Raw genomic sequence first — 26,457 nt, 5'->3', positions numbered from 1 at the left:
CTCGAGTCTCCCGGCCGTGCTCTCCCGGCCCTTGCTTCGCTGCGGTGCAGTCGATCACGGCTTCTCCTTCACCAGCAAAGCCACCGGGTACGTATGCAGCAGATCAGCCACCGAGAGGCGGTTGCCGCCGTAGCTGGTGCTGGTAAAGACTTCTGTCCAGGTGTGGCCGTCGAGTGACAGAGTGGTGTCATGCCAGCCACCGTGCCGTGACAATCCCACCGGCAGCCGGGTGGCGACCACTACGACACCGCCGCGGTCGAAGGCGAGCACGTGGTCGGCGACCCGTCCTTCGGCGTACACGGGCTGGTAGCGGGTGAAGAGCTCGGGCCGCTGCCGCCGCAGGCGCAGCGTCCGGCTGGTGACCAGCAGCTTGGCCGCGCCGTCAGCGTCGACCGGCGGCTGCCAGCCGTCGTCGAGCCGGGCCAGCAGCTCCCGGCGGCGACCAAAGTCGACCGGCCGCCGGTTGTCCGGGTCGACCAGCGAATAGTCCCACAGCTCGGTGCCCTGGTAGACGTCCGGAACGCCGGGCATGGCGAGCTGCACGACTTTCTGGCCGAGCGAGTTCGACCAGCCGGGGGCGGTGAGCGAGCGGGCGAAGTCGTCGATCTCTGCGTGCAGGGCCGGGTCGTCGTACATCCGGTCGACCATGCCCCGCAGTGCGGTCTCGAACTCCGCGTTCTGCCGGGTCCAGCTCGTGCCGACGCCGCCTTCCCGGGCGGCTTTCAGCGCGTACGCCTGCAGTCGTTCCCGGTCGATCGGCCAGGCGCCGACCGCGGCCTGCCAGATCAGGTGGGCCAGCGCGGGATCGGGCAGCGGCGCGACGCGGACCCAGCGGCGGACCACCTCGGTCCAGTCCCCGGGCAGCTCGGCGAGCACGGCTAGCCGCGCCCGAACGTCCTCGCTGCGCTTGGTGTCGTGCGTGGAGAGCGTGGTCATCCCCTCCGGCCAGTGCCGCTGCCGGTCCTCGGCGAAGCCGTGGAACTCGTCCAGGCTCACCCCGAACTTGGCCGGATCATTGCCGACCTCGTTGCGGGCGGTGAACCGGGTCCAGCGGTAGAACGCGGTGTCCTCGACGCCTTTGGCCATCACGGCACCGGTGTACTGCTGGAAGCGCTGCGCCAACTCGTCGTCGGGGTTGCGCAGCCGGGCGAGCAGCCGGTCGAAGGTGGCGATCAGGCCGGGTTTGCGGCGGCCTGCCTCGGCCCGCGCCGCGGCCAGGTGCCGTGACCCGCCCGGCAGGTACGAGCGGTAGACCGGGAAGCAGGCGGCCAGCTCGGCCAGCGCCGGACCGGCACCCTCGATCTCCGGCGCGAGCCGGGCCATCCGGGCCAACTCGGCGGCGAGCTGGGTGGTCGCGAGGGTGTACTTGGTCTCGTGGACCAGGTTCTGCCAGGTCGTCTCGCCGCCGGTGAGGTGGTGGTCGAGCGTGTCGAAGAACCGCTCGGTGGCCGGGTCGACGAACACGCCGCAGACTTCGGCCAGCGCGTCGTATCCGGTGGTGCCCGCGACCGGCCAGTCGGGCAGCTGCTCCCCCGGTTCGAGGATCTTCTCCACGACCAGCCAGGCGTCCGGGGCGGCCTCGTGCAGCCGGCGCAGATACTCGCCCGGGTCGCGGAGGCCGTCCGGGTGGTCGACGCGAATGCCTTGGACGGCGCCTTCGGCGTACCAACGCAGGATCTCCTGGTGGGTCGCGTCGAAGACGTCCGGATCTTCGACCCGCAGCCCGGCGAGGTCCACGATCGCGAAGAAGCGCCGGTAGGTCAGCTCGGCGTCGCCCCGCGTCCAGTTGACCAGCTCGTAATGCTGCCGGTCGTGCACCTCCTGCGGCGAACCCTCGCCCGTGCCGTCCGCGATCGGGAAGCGCTTGTCAAAGTAGCGCAGCTCGCCGTCCGCGACCCGCAGGTCGTCCAGCGCGGTCGGGTCGTCGGCCAACACCGGGATGAGCAGCCGGCCGCGGGACCAATCGACGTCATACCAGTGTGCGTACGGTGACGACTCGCCGCTCTTCAGCACGTCCCACCACGACGGGTTGGCGATCGGTGCACCGACTCCCGCGTGGTTGGGGACGATGTCGACGACCAGGCCCAGCCCGGCCGCGTCCAGGGCTTTCCGAAGCGCCTGCCGGCCCGCCTCCCCGCCGAGCGCCGGACTGACCTGAGCGTGGTCGACGACGTCGTAGCCGTGCTCGGAGCCGGGACCGGCGGTGAGTATCGGCGCCGTGTAGAGATGACTGACGCCCAGGTCGGCGAGGTAGTCGGTGAGTTCCGCGGTGTCCTTGAAGCCGAACTCGGGCCGGATCTGCACGCGGTAGGTCCCGGTGGGGTGGTCCGTGGGGGGCATTACACCGTCCTGTCCAACACGATGAGCGAGCGGTCCGGAACGAGGATCGTGTTGCCCGCCTCGACAACCTTCGGGCTGTCGGGCGAAGGCTCGGCCGTCTCGATGACCTTCTCCCACTTCTCGCCGTACTCGGCGGGCGGCGTGGAGAACTCGATCGGCGCGTCGTGGGCGTTGAAGAAGAGCAGGAACGAGCTGTCGACGTGACGCTGGCCGTACTGGCCGCGCTCGCGGATGCCCTCGCCGTTGACGAACAGGGCGACCGCCCGGCCGAAGTCGTTGCCCCAGTCGTCGCCGGCCATCTGCCGGCCGTCCGGGGTGAACCACTCCAGGTCCGGCAGCGGGTCGCCGCCGCCGCGGGCGGTCACCGGCAGACCGGTGAAGAAGCGGCGCCGCTGGAACACCTGGTGCCGGTGCCGGAACGCGGTCAGCTTGCGGGTGAACTCCAACAGCGTCTCGTCGGCGTTGTCCCAGTCGATCCAGGCCAGCGCGCTGTCCTGGCAGTACGCGTTGTTGTTGCCCTGCTGGGTGCGGCCCAACTCGTCACCGTGCGAGATCATCGGCACGCCCTGGCTGAGCATCAGCGTCGCCAGGAAGTTGCGCCGCTGCTTGGCCCGCAGCTGCAACACGTGCGCGTCCTCGGTCGGACCCTCGGTGCCGCAGTTCCAGGACCGGTTGTGACTCTCCCCGTCCCGGTTCTCCTCGCCGTTCGCCTCGTTGTGCTTGTCGTTGTAGGAGACCAGGTCGTTGAGCGTGAACCCGTCGTGCGCGGTCACGAAGTTGATCGAGTGGAACGGCTTGCGCCCGTCGTCCTGATACAGGTCGGCCGACCCGGTGATCCGGCTCGCGAACTCGGCCAGCGTCGCCGGCTCCCCCCGCCAGAAGTCGCGGACGGTGTCCCGGTACTTGCCGTTCCACTCCGTCCAGTTCGGCGGGAAATTGCCCACCTGGTAGCCGCCCGGCCCCACGTCCCACGGCTCGGCGATCAGCTTCACCTGGCCCACCACCGGGTCCTGCTGCACGACCTCGAAGAAGGTGGACAGCCGGTCCACGTCGTAGAACTCCCGGGCCAGCGTGGACGCCAGATCGAACCGGAACCCGTCGACGTGCATGTCGGTCACCCAGTAGCGCAACGAGTCCATGATCAGCTGGAGGCTCTGCGGGCTGCGCACGTTGAGGCTGTTACCCGTACCCGTGTAATCCATGTAGAAATGCGGTTGGTTGTCGACCAGCCGGTAGTAGGTCCGGTTGTCGATGCCCTTCAAGCTCATCGTCGGACCGAGGTGATTGCCCTCGGCGGTGTGGTTGTAGACCACGTCGAGGATGACTTCCATGCCCGCCGCGTGCAGCGCCTTCACCATCCCCCGGAACTCCTGGGTCTGCTGGCCGAGCGAGCCCATCGCCGAATACCCGTGGTACGGCGCGAAGAACCCCAGCGTGTTGTAGCCCCAGTAGTTCCGCAGCCCCAGGTCGTCGAGCCGGTTGTCGTGCACGAACTGGTGCACCGGCATCAGCTCCAGCGCGGTGACGCCCAGCTTCGCCAAGTGCTCGATGATCGCCGGATGCCCGATCGCCGCATAGGTGCCGCGCATGTCCTTCGGCACATCCGGATGCCGCTCCGTCAGACCCTTGACGTGCGCCTCGTAGATCACCGAATGGTGGTACGGAATGTCCGGCCGCCGGTCGTTACCCCAGTCGAAGTACGGATTGACGACCACACCCTTCGCCATGTGCGGCGCCGAGTCGAGATCGGACATCTGATCCGGGTTCTCGAAGTCGTACGCGTACAGGCTCGGATCCCACCTGATGTCGGAGTCCACGGCCCGCGCATACGGGTCCAGCAGCAACTTGTGCGGATTGCAGCGCAGCCCCCGCGACGGGTCGTACGGCCCGTACACCCGGTAGCCGTACCGCTGACCCGGCTCGATCCCGGGCAGGTAGGCGTGCCACACGAACGCGTCCTGCTCGTGCAACTGCACCTTGCGCTCATTGCCCGACGCGTCGAACAGGCACAGCTCCACGGCCTCGGCAACCTCCGAGAAGATCGCGAAGTTGGTGCCCGTCCCGTCGTACGTCGCGCCCAGCGGATACCGGTGCCCCGGCCACACCTGCATGTGCTGCTCCCACCCTCGACCCGTCGGTGCCCGCGGCCGCGAGGGCACCACACCGGGGCGGGCCACGTATGCCCAGCCGAAGCGCGGTTCAATCCTGTACGGCCACGTCTGCGGCCATTCTCCCCGAGCAACCAGATGTCGTCTGCGCGACTGTCCGGTTACACCCAGATACCTAGACTCCGCCACCCCCGCCACGTTCCTTCCTGGACAAGGCCGGCGTTCGGGTCGATCTGGGTTCGGAGCCGAGCGAGGAGCTGACGGTCAGGCGCAGGTCAGGCGCCGAGGACTTCGTGGACGAAACACCAGCGCCACGTCTCGCCCGGTTCGTAGGAGCGCATCACCGGGTGCCCGGTCTCCTCGTGGTGTCGGGACATGTGCTTCCGGGGGGAGGAGTCGCAGCAGCCGACGTACCCGCATTGCAGGCAGAGGCGGACGTGGACCCAGTCGTCGAAGCCGGCCGGTACGCATTCCGGGCAGCCCGCGTCGTACGGGGTGGCCGGGATCGGTTCGGTGGCTTCCTTGAGGTGTTCGCAGATCAATCGTCACTCCGGGTGAGCTGGGATTCTTCCAGGTCGAGCTCGCGCTGGGCGCGGTTGAGGACCTCTTCGGAGATGCGGCCCTCGTTGCGGGCGATCTTGAAGACGTGCCGCTCCGCGGTGATCATCTCGCGGCGGAGGCGGCTGTACGCGGCCGAGGGGGTTTCCTGTTCCTGGTTGCCGAGGCGTTCCCAGGCCACGTTGGCCCGGCTGTCGGTGAGTGCGCGGAGCCGGTCCACCACCGAGTCGGGGGCGCCGCCCGCGTGTTCTTCCAGCCGTTCGCGGGCGGCGCGGCTGGCGGCGTGTTGAACGTTGGCTTCGGCGAGCGCGTCGGCGGCGCTGGTGTCCTCGTACACGCCGAGGCGGCGGGCGACGAAGGGCAGGGTGGTGCCTTGGACGAGCAGGGTCAGCACGATGATCGCGAAGGCGACGAAGACGAACAGGTCGCGGGGGTAGCCGCCGGGCACCTCGTCGACCTCGGGGAGGGTGAGCACGGCGGCGAGGGTGACGACGCCGCGCATGCCGGCCCAGGCGACGACGGTGGGGACGGCGGCCGGGGGGCGTTCTTCGCGGGCCCGGATGCGGGGGACGAGCCGGGCCAGGTAGGTGGCCGGGTACATCCACACGAAGCGGGACACCACCAGGGTGAGGAAGACGAAGCCGGTGACCCGTACGGTGGTCGCCAGGTCGGTTTCGAGGTGGCCGATCAGCTCGCGCAGTTGCAGCCCGACGAGGAGGAACACCACTCCTTCGAGCAGGAACGTGATCAGCCGCCAGACCGCGTCCATCTGCAGCCGCGACGTGGGCGACAGCAGGTACGGGATCCGGTGCCCGAGGTAGAGGCCGGCCACCACGACGGCGACGACGCTGGACGAGTGCACCTCTTCGGCGACGATCACCACCACGAACGGGGTGAGCAGGGAGACCGCGTCGTCCAGCAGCGGGTCGACGATCTTCTTGTGCAGCCAAGCCGCGCCCAGCGCGAAGAGCAGACCGAGCAGGACACCGCCGCCCGCTTTCAGGGCGATCTCGCCGGTGATCTCCCAGAAGCCGACCGCCGAGCCGGCGAGCGCCCCGGCGGCGATCCGGACCATGACCAGGGCGGTGGCGTCGTTGAGGAGGCTTTCGCCCTCGAGGATGACCACGACGCGGCGGGGCAGGCCGATGCGCCGGGCGATCGCCGTCGCCGAGACCGCGTCTGGTGGGGCGACCACCGCACCGAGGGCGACGCAGGCCGCGAGCGGCACTTCCGGCAGCAGGGCGTGCAGCACGAAGCCGGTGAGGAACCCGGTGAAGACGACCAGCCCGACTGCCAGGAGCAGGATGGGTCGCAGCGCCCGACGGAAAGCGACGAGGTTCGTCTGCAACGCGGCCACGTACAGCAGCGGGGGGAGGATGCCGATCAGCACCAGCTCGGGTTCGACGTGGACCTCGGGGAGGCCCGGCACGAAGGACAGGCCCAGACCGGCCACCAGCAGCACCAGCGGGGCGATGAAGCCGAGGCGCCGGGCGAGGGCCGCGCCGAGCACGCAGATCGCCACGATCACGACGGTGTCGACGATGGGTTCCATGCCCGGAAGCTTAGAGAAAGACTGAGCCGGCCTACTCAGGCCGTACGCCCGGCGATGTTGGAGGCTGGACGGCATGACCTCGACCGTTGCCCGGGTGGGCATCACCGCCGCGGCCAGTGCCCTGCCCGACCGGGAGGTGACCACCGCCGACCTGCAGCAACGCGTTGCCGCCGCGAGCGGGTTGCCGTTGCCGGCCGGAATGTTCGTCCAGGCGACCGGCATCGCGCGGCGCCGGATCGCCGCCGACGACGAATACGCCTCCGATCTGGCCGTCCGTGCGGCGCGCCGGGTGCTGGAGCGGGCCGGGTGCGACGCGCTCGACGTCGACCTGCTGTTGTTTGCCTCGGCCAGCCGGGACATGGTGGAGCCGGCCACCGCACATGTGGTGCAGGCGGCGCTGGGCAGTCGGGCGCACGCCCTGGACGTGACGAACGCGTGCAACAGCTTCCTGAACGGCATCGACCTGGCCCGCTCGATGATCCTGGCGGGCCGGGCCCAGCGGGCGCTGGTCGTCACCGGCGAGACGCCCACCCGGGCGATGCGCCCGACGCTGGACGGGATGGCACAGGCCCGGTCGGCACTCGCCGGCTACACGTTCGGCGATGCGGGTGCGGCGGTGCTGGTCGAGCCGGTCGCCGCCGGGGGCATCCTGGACGTCGACAGCGAGACGCACTCCGAGCACTGGGCGGTCGGCGGGATCTTCGGCGGCGGGTCGCGGCATCCGCGTGGAGACGAGCACACCTACTTCACCGGCGACGGGCACAAGCTGCGCACGGTGTTCGAGAAGATCGGGCCGGGGCTGCTGGAGCGGGTCGCGTACCGCACGGGGCTCGGGTGGGACGACTACGCCAAGGTGCTGGTGCATCAGGTGACCGTGCCCTATCTGCGCCGGTTCGCCGAGGTGGCGGGGGTGCCGGCCGAGAAGCTGGAGGTGACCGTGCCCGAGCTGGGCAACATGGCCAGCGCCTCGCTGGGTGTGCAGTTGGCCCGGGTGCGTGACCGGCTGCGGCCCGGCGACCGGGTGCTGCTGGTCGGGCTGGGTGGCGGCGTCAGCCTGATGACCATGGTCTGGGAGGTGTCGTGACCGCGCTCTGGGTGATCGTGCCCGCGTACGAGGAGGCGGCGCGGATCCGGCAGACCCTCGACGCCCTGGCCGCACAGACCGACACGGATTTCACGCTGCTGGTGGTGGACAACAATTCCACCGACGGTACGGCGGACATCGCCCGGTCGTTTCCGGCGCCGTTCCCCGTGCACGTCCTGGTCGAGCCGGAGAAGGGCGTCGGCTGCGCGGTGGACACCGGGTTCCGGCATGCCATCGCGCAGGGTGCCACGCTGCTGGCGCGGACGGACGCGGACTGTGTGCCCCGGCCGGGTTGGCTGGCGGCGGCGCGGGCCGGGCTGACCGGCGGCGCGGGGCTCATGTGCGGCCGGATCACCGCGCGGCGCGACGAGCACGGGCCGGTCGGGCGCGCCGTGTTCCGGGCTTTGGTGGCGATTGCGGCCGGGTTCGGACGGCTGCGGCCCGCGCACCGGAAGGCGGGGTATCTGGCGCCGTACCGGATGCATGCGGGCAACAACATGGCGATCACCTCGGCGTTGTACCTGGCCTGTGGGGGGATGCCCCGGCGGCCGTCGCCCACGGACCGGACGTTCCTCAATCGGGTACGCCGGACCACCGCGGCGATCCGGCACAGCCGGGCGATGGTCGTGGAGAACTCGACGCGGCGGCTGTCGGCGTACGGAATCCTGGGCACCGCCAAGTGGTACCTGGACCGCGGCAGCGGCTCGCGCACGACGGACCCGCGCTGATGCTCGACGACCTGCTCGCGAGTCTGCGCGACGACGACCCACGCCCGGCCCTGCTGGGCTGCCGGCTCGGCGGGCGCCCGGTGGTGCGGGCGACCCGCGCCGAGCTGAGTCGGCTGAGCAAGGGCTATGCGGTGGCTCTGCACGCCCGCGGGCTGACCGCCGGGGACACGATCGGCGTGGCCGTTCGCCCGGGGCCGCGTTCGCTCGCCGTCCTGCTGGCGGCCTACCGCCTGGGCTTGCGGATCGCGGTCCTGGACCCGACTGCCGGGCCGGATGTCGTGCTGGCCCGGCTCGCACTGGCCGAGCCGCGGCTGGTCCTTGCCGACGCGGCGGCGCAGGCGGTCGCGGGGTGGGCGGCGCCGCTGGCCCACCGAGCTCGGCTGGCGCTGCCCGACCTTGCGGCCCTGGCCCCGGTGGTCACGATCGGGCGGCGGCTGCCGGGGAGCGCTCAGTCCCTCGACCCCGGGTCCGGGCCGGTTCCCCGCGCCTATGACGCTGACGGCGACGCCGTAGTGATCTTCACGTCGGGCACGACCAGCAGTCCGCGGGCCGTCGTGCACACCCGGGCCGGGCTGAGCGCGGGACTGCGGATCGTGCACGACCTGGTCCGCGTCGCGCCGGACCGGCCGGTGCTGGGCGGCACGTTCTTCGTGCTGGTCCCGGCGCTCGCCGCAAATGCCCCGGTGGCGTTGCCGGCCCGGCGTCCCGCCGCGTTGGCCCGGCAGTCCGCCCGGCTCGCACCGCAGGCCACCTATCTGACGCCGCCCCACCTGCGTGCCGCTCTCGCGGCCGGAATGCGGTGCACCGGCCGGGTCTACAGTGGCTCGGCTCCGGTCAGTGCCGACCTGCTCGCCCGGGTGCGGCGGGCGGGTGCGGACGAGGCGTGGGGCATTTACGCGCTTACCGAAGTATTCCCCGCCGCCGCGGTGGAGGGTAACGCGAAGGCGGCGTACACCGGCGGCGGCGACCTGGTGGGTGCGCTCGTCTCCGGCGTCCGGGCACGGACCGACGACCGGGGCCAACTGCTGCTCGCCGGGCCGAACGCCGCGCACCGGTATCTCGGCGCCGAGCCGGGCGGGTGGATCGCCACGGGCGATGTCGGCCGGGTCGAGAACGGCCAGGTGGTGCTCGGCGGGCGCTGCAAGGACATGATCCTGCGGGGCGCCGAGAACATCTATCCCGGACTGTACGAGCCAGCGCTGCACGTGCCCGGCGTGGAGCTGGCCGTGATCGTGGGCGTGCCGGCCGCCGATGGCGACGAGCGGGTGGTCGCAGTGGTCCAGCCGTCAGCCGGGACGTCCCCCGACGCTGTCCGGGCCGCTCTGCGCGAACCGCTCGCCCGGATGGGCGCCGCGCGGCCCGACGCCGTGGTGCTCGCCGACGTCCCGCTGTCCGGCCGCTCCCGCAAGCCGGACCGGGCCGCCGCCGCCCGGTTGGCAGCCGGCTCATGAGGGACCTCGCGGTGGTGGTTCCCGCCTACAACGAGGCACGGCTGCTGCCCGGGGCACTCGCCGCCCTCGCCGCCCAGTCCGATCGCGACTTCACCCTGGTCGTGGTCGACAACGCCTCCACCGACGCCACGGCAGCGCTGGCAGCTGACTTCCCCGGGGACGTCCGGGTGCTCGTCGAGCCGCGGCCGGGCGCGGGGACCGCCGCCGACACCGGATTTCGGTACGCCAGCGCGGAAGGCGCCACGAAGTTGCTGCGTACGGACGCCGACTGCCTGCCCGCACCGACCTGGGTCGCGACCGGCCGCGCCCTGCTGGACCGGGTGGATGTGGCCTGCGGCCGCAGCGTGCCCCGTCGCGATGAACAACCGACCTGGGCACAGCGGGTGATCTATCCGGCCGTGGTGCGCGGCGCCGCACAACTCGCCCGGTGGCAGCACCGCTCCCCGACCGCGCAGGCGCCCTTCGTACTGATCCACGGCCACAATCTGGCGATCACCGCCGACCTGTACGCCCGCTGCGGCGGCACCCCACGCGAGGCCCTCGAGGACGGCGCCGAAGACGTGACGCTGCTCAACCGGGCCCGGCAGCACAGCGCCCGGATCGTCCGCGCCGAGCAGCTGATCGTCGAGTCGAGCCTGCGGCGGCTCCGCGGCTGGGGTCCGCGCCGCACGCTGCTGTGGCACTGGGACCGACGCTACCGGCCGACCGGCGACGAGGTGCACGTGCGATGAACGCCCGTACCCGGGACCGCCGGGTCTATCTCGGCAGTCACCCGCTGCTGTTCGCGCTGCTCACGGCCACCCGTGGGCGGCCGGTCCGACGGCTGGGTGGCACGCTGCTCGTGCACGACCGGGCCGCGTTCACCGCCGCCCTGACGGCAGTGCCGCTGGACCGCTCCGCGCCGGGCACCACCGGCGGCGCGGCGGGCCGGCTGTCCGGCGGCGACCTGCTCTTCGACCAGCAGGGCTCCGCACACCGCCAGGCCCGCCGCGACACGGCGGACACGCTGAGCGCCGCCGGAGTCGCCCGGCTGCGGCCGGTCTGGACCCGCCTCCTGGACGAGCGCATCAATGCGCAGGCCATCAGCGGGCTCGATCTGGTGCCGCTCGCCGCCGAACTGGCGGGGACCACGGCTGCCGCGCTGCTCGACCTCACCATCGACGGTCGGCTGCTCGCCGCCGCGGCTCAGGACGCCGCAGCGACGGCGGCCCGGGTTCATCTGCCCGGCCTCCGGCGTCGCAGCGCCGACCGGGCCGCGCAAGCCGCTGCGGATCGACTGATGGCACTGCTCGGCCCGGGGGCGGTCCCGCGGGATGCCATGCTCGCGGTCGCCGCGATCACCACGACGGTCGCCGCGGTGCCGCGCGCCGTGGCCTGGGCCTGCGACGCAAACCTGTGGGCGTACGCGGACAGCCCGGCCCTGACCGACGAACTGCTGCGGGTGACCGCCCCGACGCCCCTGCTGCCCCGGGTCGCGGCGGCGCCGGGCGAGTTGCCCACCGGCTGCCCGGTGCGGTCCGGGGACCGGATGCTGCTGGTCGCCCGCCACGCGCTCGATGCGCACCGGCACGATCCCGATCCGCGGCGGCCCGCTCCCCCGCAGGTGGCGCAGCTGGCGTTCGGCGTCGGGCCGCACGCCTGCCCGGGCGCTCGACTAGCCCGTACCCAGCTCGGCGATGTGCTGCGGGCGTTGGCACCGTTGCGACCGGTCGTGGTGCGCTCACGCGTCGACCGTCGCGCTGCCCTGCCCTCCTGGCGGTCTCTGGTGGTGCGGGCGTCATGAGGCTTGCGGTGACCGGGGCTTCCGGGTTTTGCGGGGCGGCAGTGGCCCGGCTTGCGGCGGCGGCGGGGCATGAGGTGGTGTGCGTCGGACGGCGGCCGGGACCGGTGGGCGAGCACGTCCAGTGGGACGCCGCGTGCGAACTGCCCGACCTGGCCGGCGCCGACGCGGTCGTGCACCTGGCGGCCGCGGTCGGGGATCCGCCCCCGGGACGCCACGCGGAGGCGGCCTTCCGCGCGGTCAACGTCGACGGTACGGCCCGGTTGCTGGCGGCAGCCCGGGGCAGGCCGGTCGTGTGGGTGAGCAGTGCCAGCGTCTACCAGCCGGGCCCCTACGCCGGGCCGGTGCGCGAGGACCATCCGACCGAGGGCCAGCGGGGGGCGTACGGCCGTACCAAAGCCGCTGGTGAACGTCTCGCCCTCGCCGCGGGCAGCGTCGTCCTCAGGCCGCGCGCCGTCTACGGTGCGGGCGACCGGCATCTGGTGCCGCGCCTGCGTCGCGTCGTCCGCGGTGGGTACGCCTGGCTGCCCGGCGCTGATGTGACGATGAGTCTCACGGCGGTGGAGAACCTCGCCGAGGCGTGCCTGTCCGCGCTGGCCTGGCCGGCGGGTGCCTACAACATTGCCGATGCGGTGACCTACCGACGCGACGCGGTGCTGAGTCGGGTGCTCGGGGTGCCGGTCCGCCACGTACCCGTACGGTTGGTCCGGGGTTTGTCCGCCATCGTGCCGTCGGTGACCCGCTACGCGGTGGACCAGCTCACCGAGGGCCTGGTGCTGGACCTGACCAGAGCCGATGCGCAGGGCTATCGACCGCGCCTGAGCCTGGCCTGAGCGGCGTTACTCGGTGCGGATGACCGAGGATCGCAGGATGGTGCCCGCGTGGGTGCCGTCGCCGCTCTTGCGGCTGACGACGGCGTCGAGGCTGAGGATGTAGCCGGTCTTGCGGTCCAGTTTCGTCACCGTGGCCGACAGCTTCCCGCAGTTCTCCTTGGGCTTGATCGTCACCCATTCCATCTCGCGCTGTTTGCCGGGCAGCGGGTCCTGGCTGATCGCGGTCAGCCGGTACTCCACGAGGTTGTAGCCGTTGACGTCGTTCCAGGTGGCGGTCGCGGTGGTGGCGCCTGCGACGGCTTCCAACGCGCCGATCCGGGAGAAGTGCACGGTGGTCGGCGTGCAGGTGACCACCGGCTTGGCCGATGCCGTGGCGGTGGGCCGTTTGATGAAGCCCGTTGCGGTCGGCACCGGGTACGCCGGAACGCCGTTGCTGGGCCGCGGCGTGGGTGTGGGGCTGCCTCGGGTGACCACCAGCCACGAGTTGGCGCCCTCGGCCACGGTCTCGGCAGTGGTCTCGGTCGTGCCGGTGCCGGTCGCGGAACCGCCGAGGGTTCCGCAACCGGCGAGCACGAGGGGCGCCACGAGCAGCAGCCAGTAGCGGCTATGCCTCACGCGTCCTCCCCTCCCAGCCGGTCTGCCAGCGATACCTCGGACAAATCGGTGGGCGGGGGTGGCGACTTTAGGACTCGGGCGCGTACATCTGCCGGGTGCGTTTGGCGAGGTCTCTGGTAGCGGTGGAGTTGACCCAGGTGCCGAGGATCATCGCCGCGCCGGGGATGACCTTCGCGAACATGCGCTTGGCGGCGCGTACGCCGGCCATCTGGGCGAGTTTGACGCCCAGCTTGAGCATGACGCCGGCGAGCGGCCGGTTGGCGGCCCCGGCGAAGAGGCGGCTCGCCCGCTCCCGGCCGGCGGCGACGCCGAGGGCCAGCCGAGCGGTCTCGGCGACCTTGTGCACTTTCTGCAGAACCAGCAGGTCGGTGGCGCGGTCCGGGCTGACCGGGTCGACGCCGTAGGCCGCGGCGATGTGCAGGACCATCCGCGCCTGGGTCCAGGCTAGAACCCCCACGTCGGCCACCGCTCCGGGCAGGCCGGCCGCGCCCGAGACGGCGCCGGAGATGCGGGCGTGATTCAGGAAGCGCTTGGCGGCCTGATCGGCCAGGGCTGCATCGGTGATGCCGGGCTGGTCGGCTCGGGTCCGCTCGGCCCACGCCCGGGCCTGCGGTCCGAGCCGGCGGACCGCTTCCAGGGCGAGGTGTTCCGGGGCGAACTGCGGGTCGGCTTTCATCCGTGCCCAGAGGGAACCGGGCAGGCCGCCGTCGTCGGACGTGGCCGCAGCGGTGGGTACGGCGGGTTCGTTCACCAATTCTCTCCCCGGGGTTCCGTGGTGGCGCTGTGGTCATTGTGCCTTGCATCTGCACGTGCACGACAGATATTCCCGCGGTTTCCCCGCGTGGCGTCGCTTCCCGGCCGGATGTTCTGCTCATGCCCCCCGGGCGCCGACCGATTAGCGATTTTGAGAAGCACCGATGGTCGGGGAGGCACAGCCGCATGACGGTCGACGAACAGCAGGTGGAGCGGTTGCGGCCGACTCCGATGCTGCTGACGGCGGCCGCGGTCCTCGTGGTCTCCATCATGCTCTTCGCCGTCAACTACGCCGGTGCGCTCAGCGCGCCGGCCTGGGGCTGGGCGCCGGCCATCGTCGCGACCGGGCTGGCGGGCTGGGCCTGCTGGCGTACGGCGAAGGCCCCCGGCCTCGGCGCCGTCACCGCTCGTGTGTGGCGTTCCCTCGCCGTGGTCTGCGTGTTCGTGATCCTCGGTGTGGCTGGCGACACTCGGCACTACGCGGTGCACCCCGGCACGATCGACCAGGAACACGACGTACCGACCTCGATCGCGTACGCCCTGGCGATGGTGGTGCTGCTCTGGACCTTGCTGTGGTTGCCGCTGAGCACCCGCGCCCGGGAGGACCGGGTGATCGTGCGTTTTCTGCTGGACGCCGCGACGGTCACAGTCACGCTGGGCATCTTCTCCTGGTACTTCATCACGCAGGTGTTCGACGCCTGGGGTGATGGCGACGGCACGACCGTACCCATCATCGCGGTGACCGCCCTCGGCCTGGTCGGCTCGCTCGCCTTCGTCAAGGTGGCGGTCAGTGGCTTCGGCGGCCTGGACCGGGTCGCGCTGCGGCTGCTGGCGGTCGGCGCCGCGGTGAGCGCGGCCGGCGGGCCGCTGTTCCCGATCTTCGCGGACCCGCAGCCGGGCGTCAGCGGCTCGATGATGTTCGTTCCGGCGACGCTGCTGTGCGTCGTGTTCGCCGCCGACCGGCAGCGTCGGGCCGCCCACCTCGAGGTGCCGGTCCCGCAGGGCGACTCGTTCAGCATCGTGACCTACGTCGCGGTCGCCTGCACCGACGGACTGCTGCTGGTGGTGGGCAGCGGCGCGGGACAGGTGGTGCTGACCGTCGCATTGGCCGCCGTCGTTCTCACGGCGCTGGTGGTGGCGCGCCAGATCAACGCGCTCGCCGAGAACGGCCGGCTGCTGCGCCGGGTCGACGCCAGCCTGATCGAGCTCAACAGCTTCCAGGACCAGCTCGAACACCGCGCGACCCACGACGCCCTCACCGACCTCGCCAACCGGACCCTGTTCGAGCAGCGGACCCGCGAGGCGCTGGCCGCGGCGGACGGCTCGGGCACCGAGGCGGACACGCTCAGCCTCGCCCTGATCGACCTGGACGACTTCAAGGCCATCAACGACCGGCTCGGCCACGCCGTGGGTGACGCCCTGCTCGTCGTCGTCGCCGACCGGCTGCGCGAGGCGGTCCGCGTCGACGACGTGGTGGCCCGCCTCGGCGGCGACGAGTTCGGCCTGCTGCTGCACGGACTGCGCAGTGACGAGGCGACCGAGGTCCTGGACCGGATCGCCGAGTCGTTGACCCGCCCGGTCGACGCCCTCGGCTACGACCTGCTGGTCAAGGCGAGCATCGGCCTCGCCGAAGTGTGGCCGGACGCCAGCCCGCAGGAACTGCTGCGCCGCGCCGACCTCGCCATGTACGCGGCCAAGGAGCGCGGCAAGGGCCGGCACGCGGTCTACGACTCCCGCCTCGAGCAGGACCAGGCGGCCGACGCCCAGCTCGGCGCCGACCTGCGTAAGGCCCTCGACAACGGCGACTTCACCCTGGTCTACCAGCCGATCGTGGCGCTGCCCGGCGGCGAGTGGACCTCGCTGGAGACCCTGATTCGCTGGAAGCACCCGGAACGCGGCTTCATCGGCCCCGACATCTTCATCCCGATCGCTGAGCGCACCGGCTTGATCGTGCCGCTCGGTGACTGGATCCTGCGCACCGCGCTGCAGCAGGCCGCCGAATGGCAGGAACGCTACGGCGCCGCGGCACCGGGCGAGATCGGCGTGAACGTCTCGGCCCGTCAGCTGCGGGAGCCCAGCTTCGCCGCCGACGTACGTGCGGCACTGGTCGACACCGGCTTCGACCCGGAGAAGCTGGTCGTCGAGGTCACCGAAACCGCGGTCTTCGACGGCGGTTTCGCGCTCGACACCCTGCAGAACCTGGTCACCCTGGGCGTCCGCATCGCGCTCGACGACTTCGGTACGGGCCACTCCTCGCTCGGTCTGCTGCGAACCTGCCCCGCGGACACCCTCAAGGTCGACAAGTCGTTCGTCGACGGCATCGGCGGCCGCTCGGAGGAAGCGGTCATCGCCACCGCGATGATCCAGATCACCAACGGTCTGCACCTGCAGGCCATCGCCGAGGGCGTGGAGACGGCTGAGCAGGCCGACACGCTCTACCGGCTCGGCTACCGCTTCGCACAGGGATACCACTTCTCGCGGCCGCTGTCCGCCGCCCAGGTGGACGAGCACCTGCAGCATGCGCCGGTCGTGGCCGGTCTGAGCCCGATGTGATCGATACGACCTCAGCGGAGGCTGGCGAAGACCGATAGTGGGAAAGGGGAACCTCTCCGTCCCCGGCCGTCACTACCGCGAGGTCGCCACCACATGCCTGCCGCTGGAAAGACAGCATCGTCGTCCCGCCGGACCGCCGGTGGCAATCCCCTGCGCACCGTCGTGGGCAACCTGTCGCTGCACTCGAAGATCCTGATCATCGTGGCCGCGATGACGATCGTCGCCGCCGCGGTGGGTGTCACGGCGTTGGTGCGCCTCTCCCAGGTCAACGACGCGGGACAGAAGCTCTACAGCGAGAGCTACAGCGGACTGCAGCAGCTCAACAAGGTCACCGCCGACGTCGGTTCCATGCACGGCTATGTCCTCGCGTACGGGTGGACGCCCGCACCCGAGCTGGCAGCCATGATCAAGGACATCGACGCGCGGATCACCGTCAGCAGCGCCGCGTACCGGGCGAAGTCTGTGGACACCGCCCTGACAGATCAGGCGCTCGGGCTGTGGGACAAGTACCGGACCACTCGGGACGCCTTCATGAAGACCGCGGAAGCCGGCGACTTCCGGGCCACCGTCGCCGCGCGGGACACCCAACTGACCCCGGCGATCCTGGAGGCCAAGAAGCGGCTCGAAGCGCTGACGATGATGGAGGACGCGGACGCGAAGAAGCAGGTCGAAGACGTCGCCGACACGTACAGTTCGGCTCGCCTGTTCGTGATCGTCACCCTGCTGGTGGGTCTCGCGCTGGCGACGCTGCTCGGCCTCGCCATCGCCCGTAACATCGTGGGCCGGGTGCGATCCGTGTCGTCAGTGATCGACAGCATTGCGGAAGGCGACCTGACCCGGTCGGCCGGCCTGCGCGCCAAGGACGAGATCGGCCGGATGGCCGACCAGCTGGACCGGGCCACCGCGACACTGCGGAATACCATTTCGCGGATCACCGGCAGCAGCCACACCCTGGCCGGCTCCGCGCAGGAGATGGCCGAGGTGAGCAGTCGCATCGCGGTCAACGCCGAGCAGACCAGCTCGCGCGCCGACCTCGTGTCGGACGCCGCCGGTTCGGTGAGCAGCAACGTCGACACCGTCGCGGCAGCCAGCGAGGAGATGACCGCCTCGATCCGGGAGATCGCCAGCAGTGCCGCCGATGCCGCCGGCGTGGCGCGCGGAGCCGTGGAGGTCGCCCAGTCCGCCAACTCGACGGTCGCCAAGCTGGGCGTGTCCTCGGCCGAGGTCGGCAACATCGTCAAGGTGATCACCTCGATCGCCGAGCAGACCAACCTGCTCGCGCTGAACGCCACCATCGAAGCCGCCCGGGCCGGCGAGGCGGGCAAGGGCTTCGCCGTCGTCGCCAGCGAAGTCAAGGACCTCGCGCAGGAGACCGCCAAGGCCACCGAGGAGATCTCCCAGCGGATCCAGGCCATCCAGACCGACACGTCCGCCGCCGTCGACGCCATCGGCGAGATTTCCTCGGTCATCGAGCGGATCAACTCGTACTCGGACACCATCGCCTCCGCGGTGGAGGAGCAGACCGCCACCACCAGCGAGATCGGCCGGAGCGTGGCCGAGGCGGCCGGCGGATCGACCGAGATCGCGCGCACCATCTCCGGCGTGGCCGAGGCGGCGCAGAGCACCAACGAGGGCGTGACCGAGTCCAAGCGGACCGCCGCCGAACTGGCCCGGCTTGCCGAGGAGCTGCAGGCCCTGGTCGGCCAGTTCCGGGTCTGACCCGTCGCCGGGAATGAACGACGGCACCACGGCGTTGTGCTCCTATCGCCCGTGGGTCCACGGGCGACGTACATGAGGAGGTCCGCAGCGTGCTCGACCCACACGGGCTCTACGAGTTGGCCGACGACCTGCCTGAGCTGGACGGCGTGGTTCTCGTCCAGGCACTCACGGGGTTCGTCGACGCGGGAAGCGCCATCCAGCTCTCCCGGGAACACCTGCTGGAGCAGTTCGACGGGCGCGTGCTCGCGACGTTCGACATCGACCAGCTGCTCGACTACCGCTCCCGCCGACCCACGATGATCTTCGTCGAAGACCACTGGGAAAGCTACGAGCAGCCGACACTGGCGCTGCACCTGCTGAAGGACCTGACCGGCACCCCGTTCCTGCTGCTCGCCGGCCCCGAGCCCGACCTGCACTGGGAACGGTTCATCAAGGCCGTCCGCGGGCTCATCGAACGCTTCGGCGTCAGCCTGACCGTCGGCCTCAACGCGATCCCGATGGCCGTGCCGCACACCCGCCCGGTGAGTGTCACCGCGCACGCCACCGACCAGCGCCTGCTCGGCGAACGCGAGTCGTGGCTGCAGCGGGTGCAGGTGCCGGCCAGCGTCGGCAACCTGCTGGAGTTCCGGCTCGGCGAAGCCGGCCTCGACGCCATGGGGTACGCCGCCCACGTCCCGCACTACCTGGCCCAGACGTCGTACCCGGCCGCGGCCGAGCTGCTCGTCGAGTCGGTAGCCACCACCACCGGCCTGGTGCTGCCGACCGCGGCGCTGCACGAGGCGGCCGTCGAGATCCGCGCGGAGATCGACAAGCAGGTGGCCGACGACGAACAGGCCACCCGGCTCGTCACCTCGCTCGAAGGCCAGTACGACTCGTTCGTCCGCGGCCGCACCGGCAACCTGCTCGCCGAGCCCGGCGGGGACCTACCCAGCGCCGACGAGCTCGGGGCCGAGCTGGAACGGTTCCTCGCCGAGCAGGCCCGCGACACCGACTAGGCCGGCAGCCGGGGTGGTGCGCGCGACCTGTGCACCACCCCGTCCGGTTCCGTCAATCGGCCGCCCCCAGGTCCTGACTTGTCCCAGAATGAGACGAGTCAGGCGGGCGACGAGTGACAGGAGTGTCCCGGTGGTCTCATTCCGATCGCGGGCAGCGGCAGTGGCAGATTCCGCGGCACTGCGCCCGGTCCCCCGCGACGTCGAAAGTCTCGAGCGGCTCATCTCCGACCTCGAAACGATCCGCGACGAGCACTCCGCCTGGCAGGTCACCGTCGACAGCACGGTCGCCTCCCACAACTTCAGCTACGGCGCGGTGTGGCTGCCCAGCGGCAACGGCCAGGTCGCCATCGAATACGAGACCGGCTCGATCATCCGCGAGCTGGACGCCGTGATCGCCGGCAAGCCGGTGCCCCAGGACGCGGGACTGGTCGGCCGGGCAGTGCGCACCAAACAGCCGGTCTACGTCGGCAACCTCGAACAGTGCGAAGACTGCCTGCGCTGCGAAGCGGCATCCCGGGCATCGATGGAAGCCGCCGTTGTCACGCCGGTCCTCCGCGACAACCAGGTCATCGCCGTCCTCGAGTACTACTCGGCGGAACCGCTGTACATCGACGGGCCGCGTACCGAAAAATGGGCCGCCATCGCTCGCATCGCCGAGCGTGCCCGGTTCTCCGCCCTGGCCGCCGCTGAGCTGCGCCAGGTCGCCGACGACCGGCTCGCCGTGACGAACGTGGTCACCGCGCTCGGCGAGGCCACCGACGTCCCCACGGCGTTGCGAGTCGCCCTCGACTCTGTCCGCACGGCCTTCGAGTGGGCCTACGGCTCGTTCTGGGAAATCGACGACCAGGACCACGTCCTCAAGTTCGCGGTCGAGTCCGGCTCGGCCGGCGAGGAGTTCCGCAAGGTGACCCTGGCCGCGACCTTCGCCGAGGGCGTCGGCCTCTCCGGCCGGGCCTGGCGCTCCAAGGACCTCGTCTTCGTCCGCGACATCGGCGAACTGACCGACTGCGTCCGTGCCCCGGCCGCAACGCGTGCCGGCGTCCGCTCCGGCGTGTGCTTCCCCGTGATCAGCCACGGCCGGATCATCGGGACCATGGACTTCTTCACCACCGACCACATCGAGCTGTCGGAGTCCCGCGCCAACGCCCTGCGCAACGTCTCCCAGCTCGTGTCGCAGCGCCTCGACATCGTCCGCGGCAACGAAATCGCCGCCTCCAACGCCCGCGACCTGCTCGACACGGTCTCCCGGCTGCGCGCCGCCAGCGACGACGCCACCCGGGTCGCCCAGGACGCGGTCTCCCGCGCCTCCGAGATGACCCAGGAGGTCGAGGCGCTGGGCCAGGCCTCCACCGCCATCGGCGACGTCATCAAAATCATCTCCTCCATCGCCGACCAGACCAACCTGCTCGCCCTCAACGCCACCATCGAAGCCGCCCGCGCCGGCGAGGTCGGTCGCGGCTTCGCGGTGGTCGCCGGTGAGGTCAAAGACCTGGCCCGCGAGACCGCCGAAGCCACCCAACGCGTGTCGGAACAGATCAACGGCATCCAGAACAGCGCGCGTACGGTCTCCGCCGGCATCCTCACCACCAGCGAAACCATCGGCCAGATGGACGCCGTCCAAGCCCGGATGAACGACGTCCTCGAAGAACAGGCCCAGATGGCGTCCGCGTTGCAGGCCTAGCGTTTCAGCGGCAGCCAATCCAGCACAGCCTGGATCTGGGCGTCCCAATAGGACCACTCGTGGGCGCCCGGACCGAACCCGGCGTCGATCTCCACGGCGTGCTTGCGGCACGTCTCGACGAACCGCTCGTTCTGCGCGACGAGGAGGTCCTCGGTGCCACAGCGCAGCATCAGCCGCGGAAGCTCGGGACCCGCCTGGGCCAGCAGGTGCAGCAGGTCGTCGTCCGTGCCCGCCACCGGCCGGTCCCCGAACACCCGGGCCACCAGCTCGGTGATGTGCGGCCGCTTGTCCCACTCGTAGATGTAGGCCAGGTCCAGCGCACCGGACAGGCTCGCCGCCGCCGCGAACCGCTCCGGCTGCCGCAACGCCCATTTGAACGCGCCGTACCCGCCCATCGACAGGCCGGCCACGAAGGTGTCCTCCGGCTGGGCCGAGACGCGGAAGAACCGCGCCACCGTCGCGGGCAGCTCCTCGGAGAGGAACGTCCAGAACTTCAGGCCGTACCGCTCGTCGGCGTAGAAGCTGCGATGCACCTGGGGCATGACCACTGCGATGCCCCTCGCGGCGGCGTACCGCTCGAGCGAGGTGTAGCGGGTCCACGCGGTGTCGTCGTCGGTCAAGCCGTGCAGCAAATAGAGGACGGGTGGCGGTCCGTCGCCCGACTGGCCGTCCAGCCCGATCTGCGAGCTTGCCTGCTGGGGCAGGAGGACGGTCATCGACGTGGCGAGCTCGAGCGCCTCGGACGGGAAGTCACAACGGATCAGAGCCATCGCACCAGTATCCGGTTTCCGGCACGGCGCCTCGTGCCGCCGGGGTCACCGCGGCGTTCAGCGGCGATGACCCCGGCAGCGCTCGGGAGACCGGACCAGGGCCCGGCGCGATCAGCAGGCCTCGGTCGCCTGCCTGCGGAACTCCTTCTCGGTCACCTTCTCGTGGCTGCTGGGCGTCTTACCGATCAGCACGTCGCCGGGTCCGAGCGCGGCCAGATCCGCCGCGGTGAAGGTGACCGGCACGACGTTGCCGCCGTCGCCGAACGCCGACAAGCCGTACGACTTGCCGGCGGCCAGTTCGGTCAGCCGCTCGTCAGTCACCGTCCATCCGGCCGGCGACGCACCGAACAGCGACAGACTCTCCGGCAGCGGCGCACCGTTACGCCGCAGAACCCGATCGGGTCCGTCGACCGCCACGGTCGGGTCACCGCTCTCGGTGTAGACCGAGACACTGTCGATCTGGAAGTCAGGACAGCCCGCCAGCAGGATCACCGGCTCGCCGTCGACCGCCCGGATCGCGGTCAGCGGTTTCGCCTCGGGGGTGCAGGCGGACAGACCCGGCAGTGCGGCCAGCACCATCAACACGCCGGCCGCCCGCCCGGCCACCCGGAGTGTCCGCGTCATCTCGTCCAGCACCAGAATCCGACGTAGCACGACCGCATCGGGTCCAGCATGTCAGGCGGCTCAGGCACGGTGAACGGCGGCGGGGTCGCGCCGTCCGGCACCGTCCAGTAATCGCCCTGGTACGGATTTGCCTGGATCTCCCACGGGTTGCCGTCACCGTCCGTACCGGTCGTCCAGTAGGAGGTGAGGGTACCGTGGAAATAGGTGACCAGGAAGCTCGGCGTGTACGGGTACTGGGCCCACTGATCGGAGTGGTTGGATTCGTGTTCCAGCAGGTCCGGGCCGTAGATGTCGGATCGGATGCCGCGCTGCCGAAGCTTCGCGCGCTGGCCGGCCTCCGCCTGGAGCTGACTGGACATCTCGTCCCGGCTCCCCGGATAGAGCATGTAGTCGCCGACCGTGATCGGGCGGCCGTTGGGCGTGTTCACACCGGTGCAGATCATCTGCTTGGTGCCGGCGAAACACTCGCCGCCCCACAGCCGAAGTGCGTTCTTCGCAAGCATGTTGTTGAACATGTTCTGTGACCGGATCGGCGGCCTGCCGTTCGGGGGTGAGGCGTCCAGCGGTCCGTGCTCCTCGGCAACCTCACGACGCTTGAGATCGATCGCGTGTTGCAGCGCGCCATCGGCCTCGGCGCGCGCGGCCACGGCGCTCATTCCGGCGGCAAGCGCCGAGGTGTAGGCACTGACCATGGAGACATACGCCCGGTCCGCGGCATTCTTCGCCTGCGCCGCGGATGCCTCGGCCTGGTCAGCGGACCGGCTAGCCGACGCCGCGGCGGCGTTGGCAGCAGCCGCCGCGTTGCGGGCCGCCTGGGCTGCCTGCGCCGCCTTGGCCGCGGAGGCCGCGGCATCCTGCGCCGATTTCTGCGCCTGCCGGGCATAGCCGGCCGCCTCGTCGGCCGAGTCGGCCGCCAGTTTGGCGTACTTGGCAGCCTCAGCAGCAGCCTTGCGCGCCTCGGCCGCCAGCTTTTGCGCCTTCGCCGCATCGCTTCGGGCGGTGGCGGCGATGTTCGCGGCCTCCTGCACCATCGCGGTCACCCGGGCGACATGGGTGGCGGAATCGGCGTCACGCTGGGCCGCCACGTACTGACCTCGATCGAGGAAGTAGCGGACGGCGGCGCGCGGGCCGGAGAGGGCGATCTCGCCGGCAGCCTTCAGCTCGGGGCCGCCCGCCGCGATGAGCTGAGCGATCTTGACACGGTTGTCCTGGTCCTCGGTCGCATAGCGGCCGGTGGTCAGGAACGCCTGCCGGGCGGCTTCGGTGCCGTTCAGTGCGGCCGTCGCCGCCGACTTGGTAGCCGATCCCCCGCTGCCCATGAGCTGAGCGATCAGGATCCGGTCATCGGTGGCCTTCCCCGGATAGGTACGGGTACGGAGCCACTCGACGATCTCGGCGTGCGGCTTGTCCAGCACCGCCTGGGCGGCGACGCGCTGGGCGTCCTTGGTCGTGGTCGAGGCGGCAACGATCACCCGATCGCGGTCATCCTCCAGAGCGGCGGTCTCCCGCCCGGTCGCCAGGAAGGCACGCATCTCGTCCACTCCGCCGCCGAGTGCGGTTGCGGCAGCGGTCTGGGTCCAGCTGCCACCCGTGCGGATCAGCCGGGCCGCGGCTTTCCGGCCGCTGCGGAGCACGGTCTCATCGCTCGCACCCGAAGCGCTCGCCTCGGCCAGCCACTGCTGGGTCTCGCCATCCAGGCGAGCCTGCTCGGTGGCGTCCGCCGCCGCTGCGGCCAGCTTCTCGTTCTCGGCGCGCCGCGCCGCGGTCGCATCGTCGATGCCCTGCTGGCGGAAGTCGGCCAAACGCTCGGCGTCGGCCTGCCGGGCCGCCTGCTCCACCGCGGCCGCCTGCTTCGCGGCCTCCGTGGCAGTGTTCGCCGCGACCGTGGCAGCGTTCGCGGCAGCGGTGGCACGATTCGCCGCGCCGGCCGAGTCGCCGGCGTGATCCGCGGCATCCTCGGCGGCGGCCGCCGCGGCATTGGCGTGGGCCGCAGCGTCCTTGGCCGCCCGGTACGCCTGCCGCGCGGCGGTCGCCGAAGCGGCGGCGTGCCGTTGCGCGGTGGCTGCGGCGCGGGTGGCCGTGGCGGCCTGGCGGCGGGCCAGGTCGGCGGCGGCTCGGGCGCGAGCCGCCTCGGCGGAGGCCACATCGGACTGGCCTGCGGCGTTGGCAGAGGCGTCGGCGGCGGCCGCGGCATTCTGACCGGCGCTCGCCGCGGCCGCAGCCGCCCCGCTGGCCTGCTCGGCCGCGGTACCGGCCGCGTCTGCGGCATCGGCCGCCCAGAGTGCCTGCTGTCCGGCGGCGCGAGCGACCGTGGCCGCCTGCCGGGCGGCGGCCGCCTTGGTGGCGTCGCCCGCCGCGGCCGCGGCCGCGTTGTATGCCGAGGTGGCTTCCCGCTCGGCGCGGGAAGCGGCCGCGGCGGCCCGGGACGCGGCGTTGGCCGCGAGCCGGGCGGAGTTGGACGCCGCGTTGGCCGCCCCGATCGCTGTCCTGGCCGCGGCGGCGGCACGCTGCGCCGAGTCGGCGGCGCGGCCGGCGGCGGTGGCGGCCTTCGCGGCCGACCCCTTCGCCGCGGCTGTCTCGGCGGCAGCACGGGCCGCCGCCTCCTTGGCCAGGCGAGCGGCCTCCACCGCCTGATCGGTGGCCACCTTGGCGGCCTCGGTCTCCTCCCGCGCCATGTCGCCCGCCTCACGGGCCCGGTCGACCAGCTTCTCCAGCGTGCTGACCTCCTGATCCCGCGCCCGGGCCACGTCCTGCCCGTAGATCAGGAATTCCCGGAGATCCTGCGGCGTGCCGTTCAACGCCCGCTGCGCCGCCGCCTGCACTTCAGGGCCCCCGCCGTGCAGGATCTGTGCGACCCGGATCCGGTCGTCCAGGGATCGGGCGCTGTCCCAGCCGACGGCGAGGAACTGGAGGACGTCCTCCGTCGAGCCGTTGAGCGCCTGCTGCGCCGCCGCCCGCACCTGTGCACCGCCGACATTCATCAGCTGGGCCGTACGGATGCGGATGTCTTTTCCGAGCGGCGCGTCATAGCCGCCGGCAAGGAAGGCGTGCACAGCCGCGGGTGAGGTGTCGAGCGCGGTCTGCGCGGCCGTACGCGTCGCCGGCCCGCTGAGCGCCCGCAGCTCCTCCAGCCGGGCCCGCTCATCCCAGGCCTGCGCCTGGGCAAGACCGGTGGTGAGGAATTCGGCCAGCTCGGCGTCCGAGCCGACCAGCGCGAACTCGGCCGCACGCGCGACCGCCGGGCCGCCGGTCAGCAGGAGTTGGACGCATCGGGCGCGGTCCGCGCCGGTCGGTTCGGCTGCCGAGGCGGGTGGAGCGAGCATCCCGCTGACCGCGAGGACGGTGGCCACCGCAGCTGCCAATGTGCTTGTCCGGGCTCTGAACATCTGTCTCCCCGTTTGATGAACGCCGATCTGGTGCCGGACATCCTAAGTGGCCGGTTCTGCGCCGCGCAGTCCCGGAAGAGCCGGCGGAACGTCTCCCCCGGGCACGACGCAACGCCTGGCCGGCAATGCCGGCCAGGCGAGCATTCCTCCGAGCCCTACGGCTAGAAGCGCAGCTCCAGCAGGGTCGCCGCGCCACGGCTCTGGCCGATGCCCACGGGCTGCCATTCACCCGGCTCGACCTTCTCGGTCTCCTCCACCGGAGTGGCGTCCTGGACCTTGACCTTCGCCCCGATCGTCCGGGCACCCTCGCCCCGGATGAAGTAGACGTCGCCCACCTCCATCGAGAGGAAACCCGAGGTGCCGGTGGCCTTGAAGCAATGGTTCGTCTCCGCCGGACTGCCGGGCTTCGAGGTCTGCACCAGAATCAGGTCCACCGGCGGCAGATTAGGGTCCGCGCCGCAGTCGGCCAGCATGATGTGACCGTCACCCTTGATCAGCTTGATCTTGCGCTCGGCCTCCACCTCAGCGGCACCCGGGTAACTGAAGTCCTCCACGAGCGACGCCGTCCCGCCTTCCGCGGCCGGCCCGGCCGCCCCGGCGAGCGCCGCCACCGATCCGCTCAGCACCACAGCCCCTGCCGCGGCTACCGCAAGCACCAGGATTGTCTTCCGCACCAGTGTTTCCCCCGTACTGATTGATCCATCGACATGGACGAGCCGTGCCAGATGATAACCGGAGAACACCCATCGCCGGGTACCCGCAGCATCGGGCCACGTTGCACCGCTCATGGCGTCGCGAGCGCGGGCCCCCGGAGTTCCCGATGCGCCGGCAACGCCCCCGTTACCTTTTTCAGGTCCCCAGCCGGGGACTGCTCGGTCGCCTGGTCCGGTATGACTTACTGCCCCTGTCGTACGGATGATCCGGGGG

General features: G+C 71.2%; 20 protein-coding genes. 10 read left to right on the top strand and 10 right to left on the bottom strand.

All coding sequences use genetic code 11. The features are described from left to right. Positions 1 to 54: 54 nt before the first annotated feature. The 4 genes from treY to ACIA1L_RS26685 form a co-directional block, all read right to left on the bottom strand. Positions 55 to 2,340, bottom strand: a complete 2,286-nt coding sequence (treY, locus tag ACIA1L_RS26700) for a malto-oligosyltrehalose synthase (RefSeq protein WP_396075703.1) — start codon at positions 2,338 to 2,340, stop codon at positions 55 to 57. After that, a complete protein-coding gene (gene glgX, locus ACIA1L_RS26695) occupies positions 2,340 to 4,451 on the bottom strand; it encodes a glycogen debranching protein GlgX (protein WP_396075702.1) in 2,112 nt (703 codons plus the stop codon). The genes treY and glgX overlap by 1 nt, the downstream gene beginning before the upstream one ends. A 272-nt stretch (positions 4,452 to 4,723) precedes the next feature. Further along, on the bottom strand, positions 4,724 to 4,990 hold the full coding sequence (locus ACIA1L_RS26690) for a UBP-type zinc finger domain-containing protein (RefSeq protein ID WP_396075701.1): 267 nt from the start codon (positions 4,988 to 4,990) through the stop codon (positions 4,724 to 4,726). Continuing rightward, positions 4,987 to 6,558, bottom strand: coding sequence for a Na+/H+ antiporter (locus ACIA1L_RS26685; RefSeq protein WP_396075700.1), 1,572 nt, complete (start codon positions 6,556 to 6,558; stop codon positions 4,987 to 4,989). The genes ACIA1L_RS26690 and ACIA1L_RS26685 overlap by 4 nt, the downstream gene beginning before the upstream one ends. A 73-nt stretch (positions 6,559 to 6,631) precedes the next feature. Between ACIA1L_RS26685 and ACIA1L_RS26680 the strand changes: the two genes are divergently transcribed. Genes ACIA1L_RS26680 through ACIA1L_RS26655 form a run of 6 tightly spaced genes read left to right on the top strand, consistent with a single transcriptional unit; the run spans position 6,632 to position 12,434 of the window. Next, positions 6,632 to 7,642, top strand: a complete 1,011-nt coding sequence (locus ACIA1L_RS26680; protein ID WP_396075699.1) for a 3-oxoacyl-ACP synthase III family protein — start codon at positions 6,632 to 6,634, stop codon at positions 7,640 to 7,642. Beyond that, the gene (locus tag ACIA1L_RS26675; protein ID WP_396075697.1) at positions 7,639 to 8,370 is read left to right on the top strand and encodes a glycosyltransferase family 2 protein; all 732 of its coding nucleotides are present in this window, start codon (positions 7,639 to 7,641) and stop codon (positions 8,368 to 8,370) included. The genes ACIA1L_RS26680 and ACIA1L_RS26675 overlap by 4 nt, the downstream gene beginning before the upstream one ends. After that, entirely contained in the window at positions 8,370 to 9,821 is a 1,452-nt protein-coding gene (locus ACIA1L_RS26670; protein WP_396075696.1) for a class I adenylate-forming enzyme family protein, read from the top strand. Before ACIA1L_RS26675 ends, ACIA1L_RS26670 begins: the two co-directional genes overlap by 1 nt. Then, complete coding sequence (locus tag ACIA1L_RS26665) at positions 9,818 to 10,552, top strand: glycosyltransferase family A protein (RefSeq protein WP_396075695.1); 735 nt, start codon at positions 9,818 to 9,820, stop codon at positions 10,550 to 10,552. Before ACIA1L_RS26670 ends, ACIA1L_RS26665 begins: the two co-directional genes overlap by 4 nt. Continuing rightward, positions 10,549 to 11,604 carry a cytochrome P450 gene (locus ACIA1L_RS26660; protein WP_396075694.1) on the top strand — a complete coding sequence of 352 codons (1,056 nt, stop codon included), beginning with the start codon at positions 10,549 to 10,551 and terminating at the stop codon, positions 11,602 to 11,604. The genes ACIA1L_RS26665 and ACIA1L_RS26660 overlap by 4 nt, the downstream gene beginning before the upstream one ends. Then, positions 11,601 to 12,434 (top strand): NAD-dependent epimerase/dehydratase family protein, encoded by an 834-nt coding sequence (locus ACIA1L_RS26655; RefSeq protein ID WP_396075693.1) that lies wholly within the window; start codon positions 11,601 to 11,603, stop codon positions 12,432 to 12,434. The genes ACIA1L_RS26660 and ACIA1L_RS26655 overlap by 4 nt, the downstream gene beginning before the upstream one ends. Positions 12,435 to 12,440: 6 nt before the next feature. On the opposite strand, the gene ACIA1L_RS26650 is transcribed toward ACIA1L_RS26655, so the two are convergent. Further along, positions 12,441 to 13,049, bottom strand: a complete 609-nt coding sequence (locus ACIA1L_RS26650; RefSeq protein WP_396075692.1) for a hypothetical protein — start codon at positions 13,047 to 13,049, stop codon at positions 12,441 to 12,443. A 67-nt stretch (positions 13,050 to 13,116) separates the two neighbouring features. Then, positions 13,117 to 13,800: an EcsC family protein gene (locus ACIA1L_RS26645; RefSeq protein ID WP_396075691.1), complete on the bottom strand. Its 684-nt coding sequence runs from the start codon at positions 13,798 to 13,800 to the stop codon at positions 13,117 to 13,119. Between the two features lie 188 nt (positions 13,801 to 13,988). Between ACIA1L_RS26645 and ACIA1L_RS26640 the strand changes: the two genes are divergently transcribed. The 4 genes from ACIA1L_RS26640 to ACIA1L_RS26625 all read left to right on the top strand — a co-directional run bounded on the left by ACIA1L_RS26640 (position 13,989) and on the right by ACIA1L_RS26625 (position 20,750). After that, positions 13,989 to 16,355, top strand: coding sequence for an EAL domain-containing protein (locus ACIA1L_RS26640; RefSeq protein ID WP_396075690.1), 2,367 nt, complete (start codon positions 13,989 to 13,991; stop codon positions 16,353 to 16,355). Positions 16,356 to 16,448: 93 nt separating this feature from the next. Further along, positions 16,449 to 18,074 carry a methyl-accepting chemotaxis protein gene (locus ACIA1L_RS26635; RefSeq protein ID WP_396075688.1) on the top strand — a complete coding sequence of 542 codons (1,626 nt, stop codon included), beginning with the start codon at positions 16,449 to 16,451 and terminating at the stop codon, positions 18,072 to 18,074. An 89-nt stretch (positions 18,075 to 18,163) separates the two neighbouring features. Next, complete coding sequence (locus tag ACIA1L_RS26630) at positions 18,164 to 19,069, top strand: proteasome assembly chaperone family protein (protein ID WP_396075687.1); 906 nt, start codon at positions 18,164 to 18,166, stop codon at positions 19,067 to 19,069. A 160-nt stretch (positions 19,070 to 19,229) separates the two neighbouring features. Continuing rightward, positions 19,230 to 20,750 (top strand): GAF domain-containing protein, encoded by a 1,521-nt coding sequence (locus ACIA1L_RS26625; protein ID WP_396075685.1) that lies wholly within the window; start codon positions 19,230 to 19,232, stop codon positions 20,748 to 20,750. Here the strand turns inward: ACIA1L_RS26625 and ACIA1L_RS26620 are convergent. The 4 genes from ACIA1L_RS26620 to ACIA1L_RS26605 form a co-directional block, all read right to left on the bottom strand. Beyond that, complete coding sequence (locus ACIA1L_RS26620) at positions 20,747 to 21,520, bottom strand: alpha/beta hydrolase (protein ID WP_396075684.1); 774 nt, start codon at positions 21,518 to 21,520, stop codon at positions 20,747 to 20,749. The genes ACIA1L_RS26625 and ACIA1L_RS26620 overlap by 4 nt on opposite strands. A gap of 111 nt (positions 21,521 to 21,631) precedes the next feature. Beyond that, positions 21,632 to 22,144, bottom strand: coding sequence for a hypothetical protein (locus ACIA1L_RS26615; protein ID WP_396075683.1), 513 nt, complete (start codon positions 22,142 to 22,144; stop codon positions 21,632 to 21,634). Next, entirely contained in the window at positions 22,141 to 25,494 is a 3,354-nt protein-coding gene (locus ACIA1L_RS26610; RefSeq protein WP_396075682.1) for an ALF repeat-containing protein, read from the bottom strand. Before ACIA1L_RS26610 ends, ACIA1L_RS26615 begins: the two co-directional genes overlap by 4 nt. Positions 25,495 to 25,691: 197 nt before the next feature. Then, on the bottom strand, positions 25,692 to 26,204 hold the full coding sequence (locus tag ACIA1L_RS26605; RefSeq protein WP_396075680.1) for a hypothetical protein: 513 nt from the start codon (positions 26,202 to 26,204) through the stop codon (positions 25,692 to 25,694). Positions 26,205 to 26,457: the final 253 nt, after the last annotated feature.

Origin of the sequence: Actinoplanes sp. NPDC051859 (assembly GCF_044452725.1) — a bacterium.
In the GTDB taxonomy this organism is placed as follows: Bacteria; Actinomycetota; Actinomycetes; order Mycobacteriales; family Micromonosporaceae; genus Actinoplanes.
The sequence above is the reverse complement of the archived record's forward strand: the minus strand, read 5'-3'. Positions and strand labels throughout refer to the sequence as shown.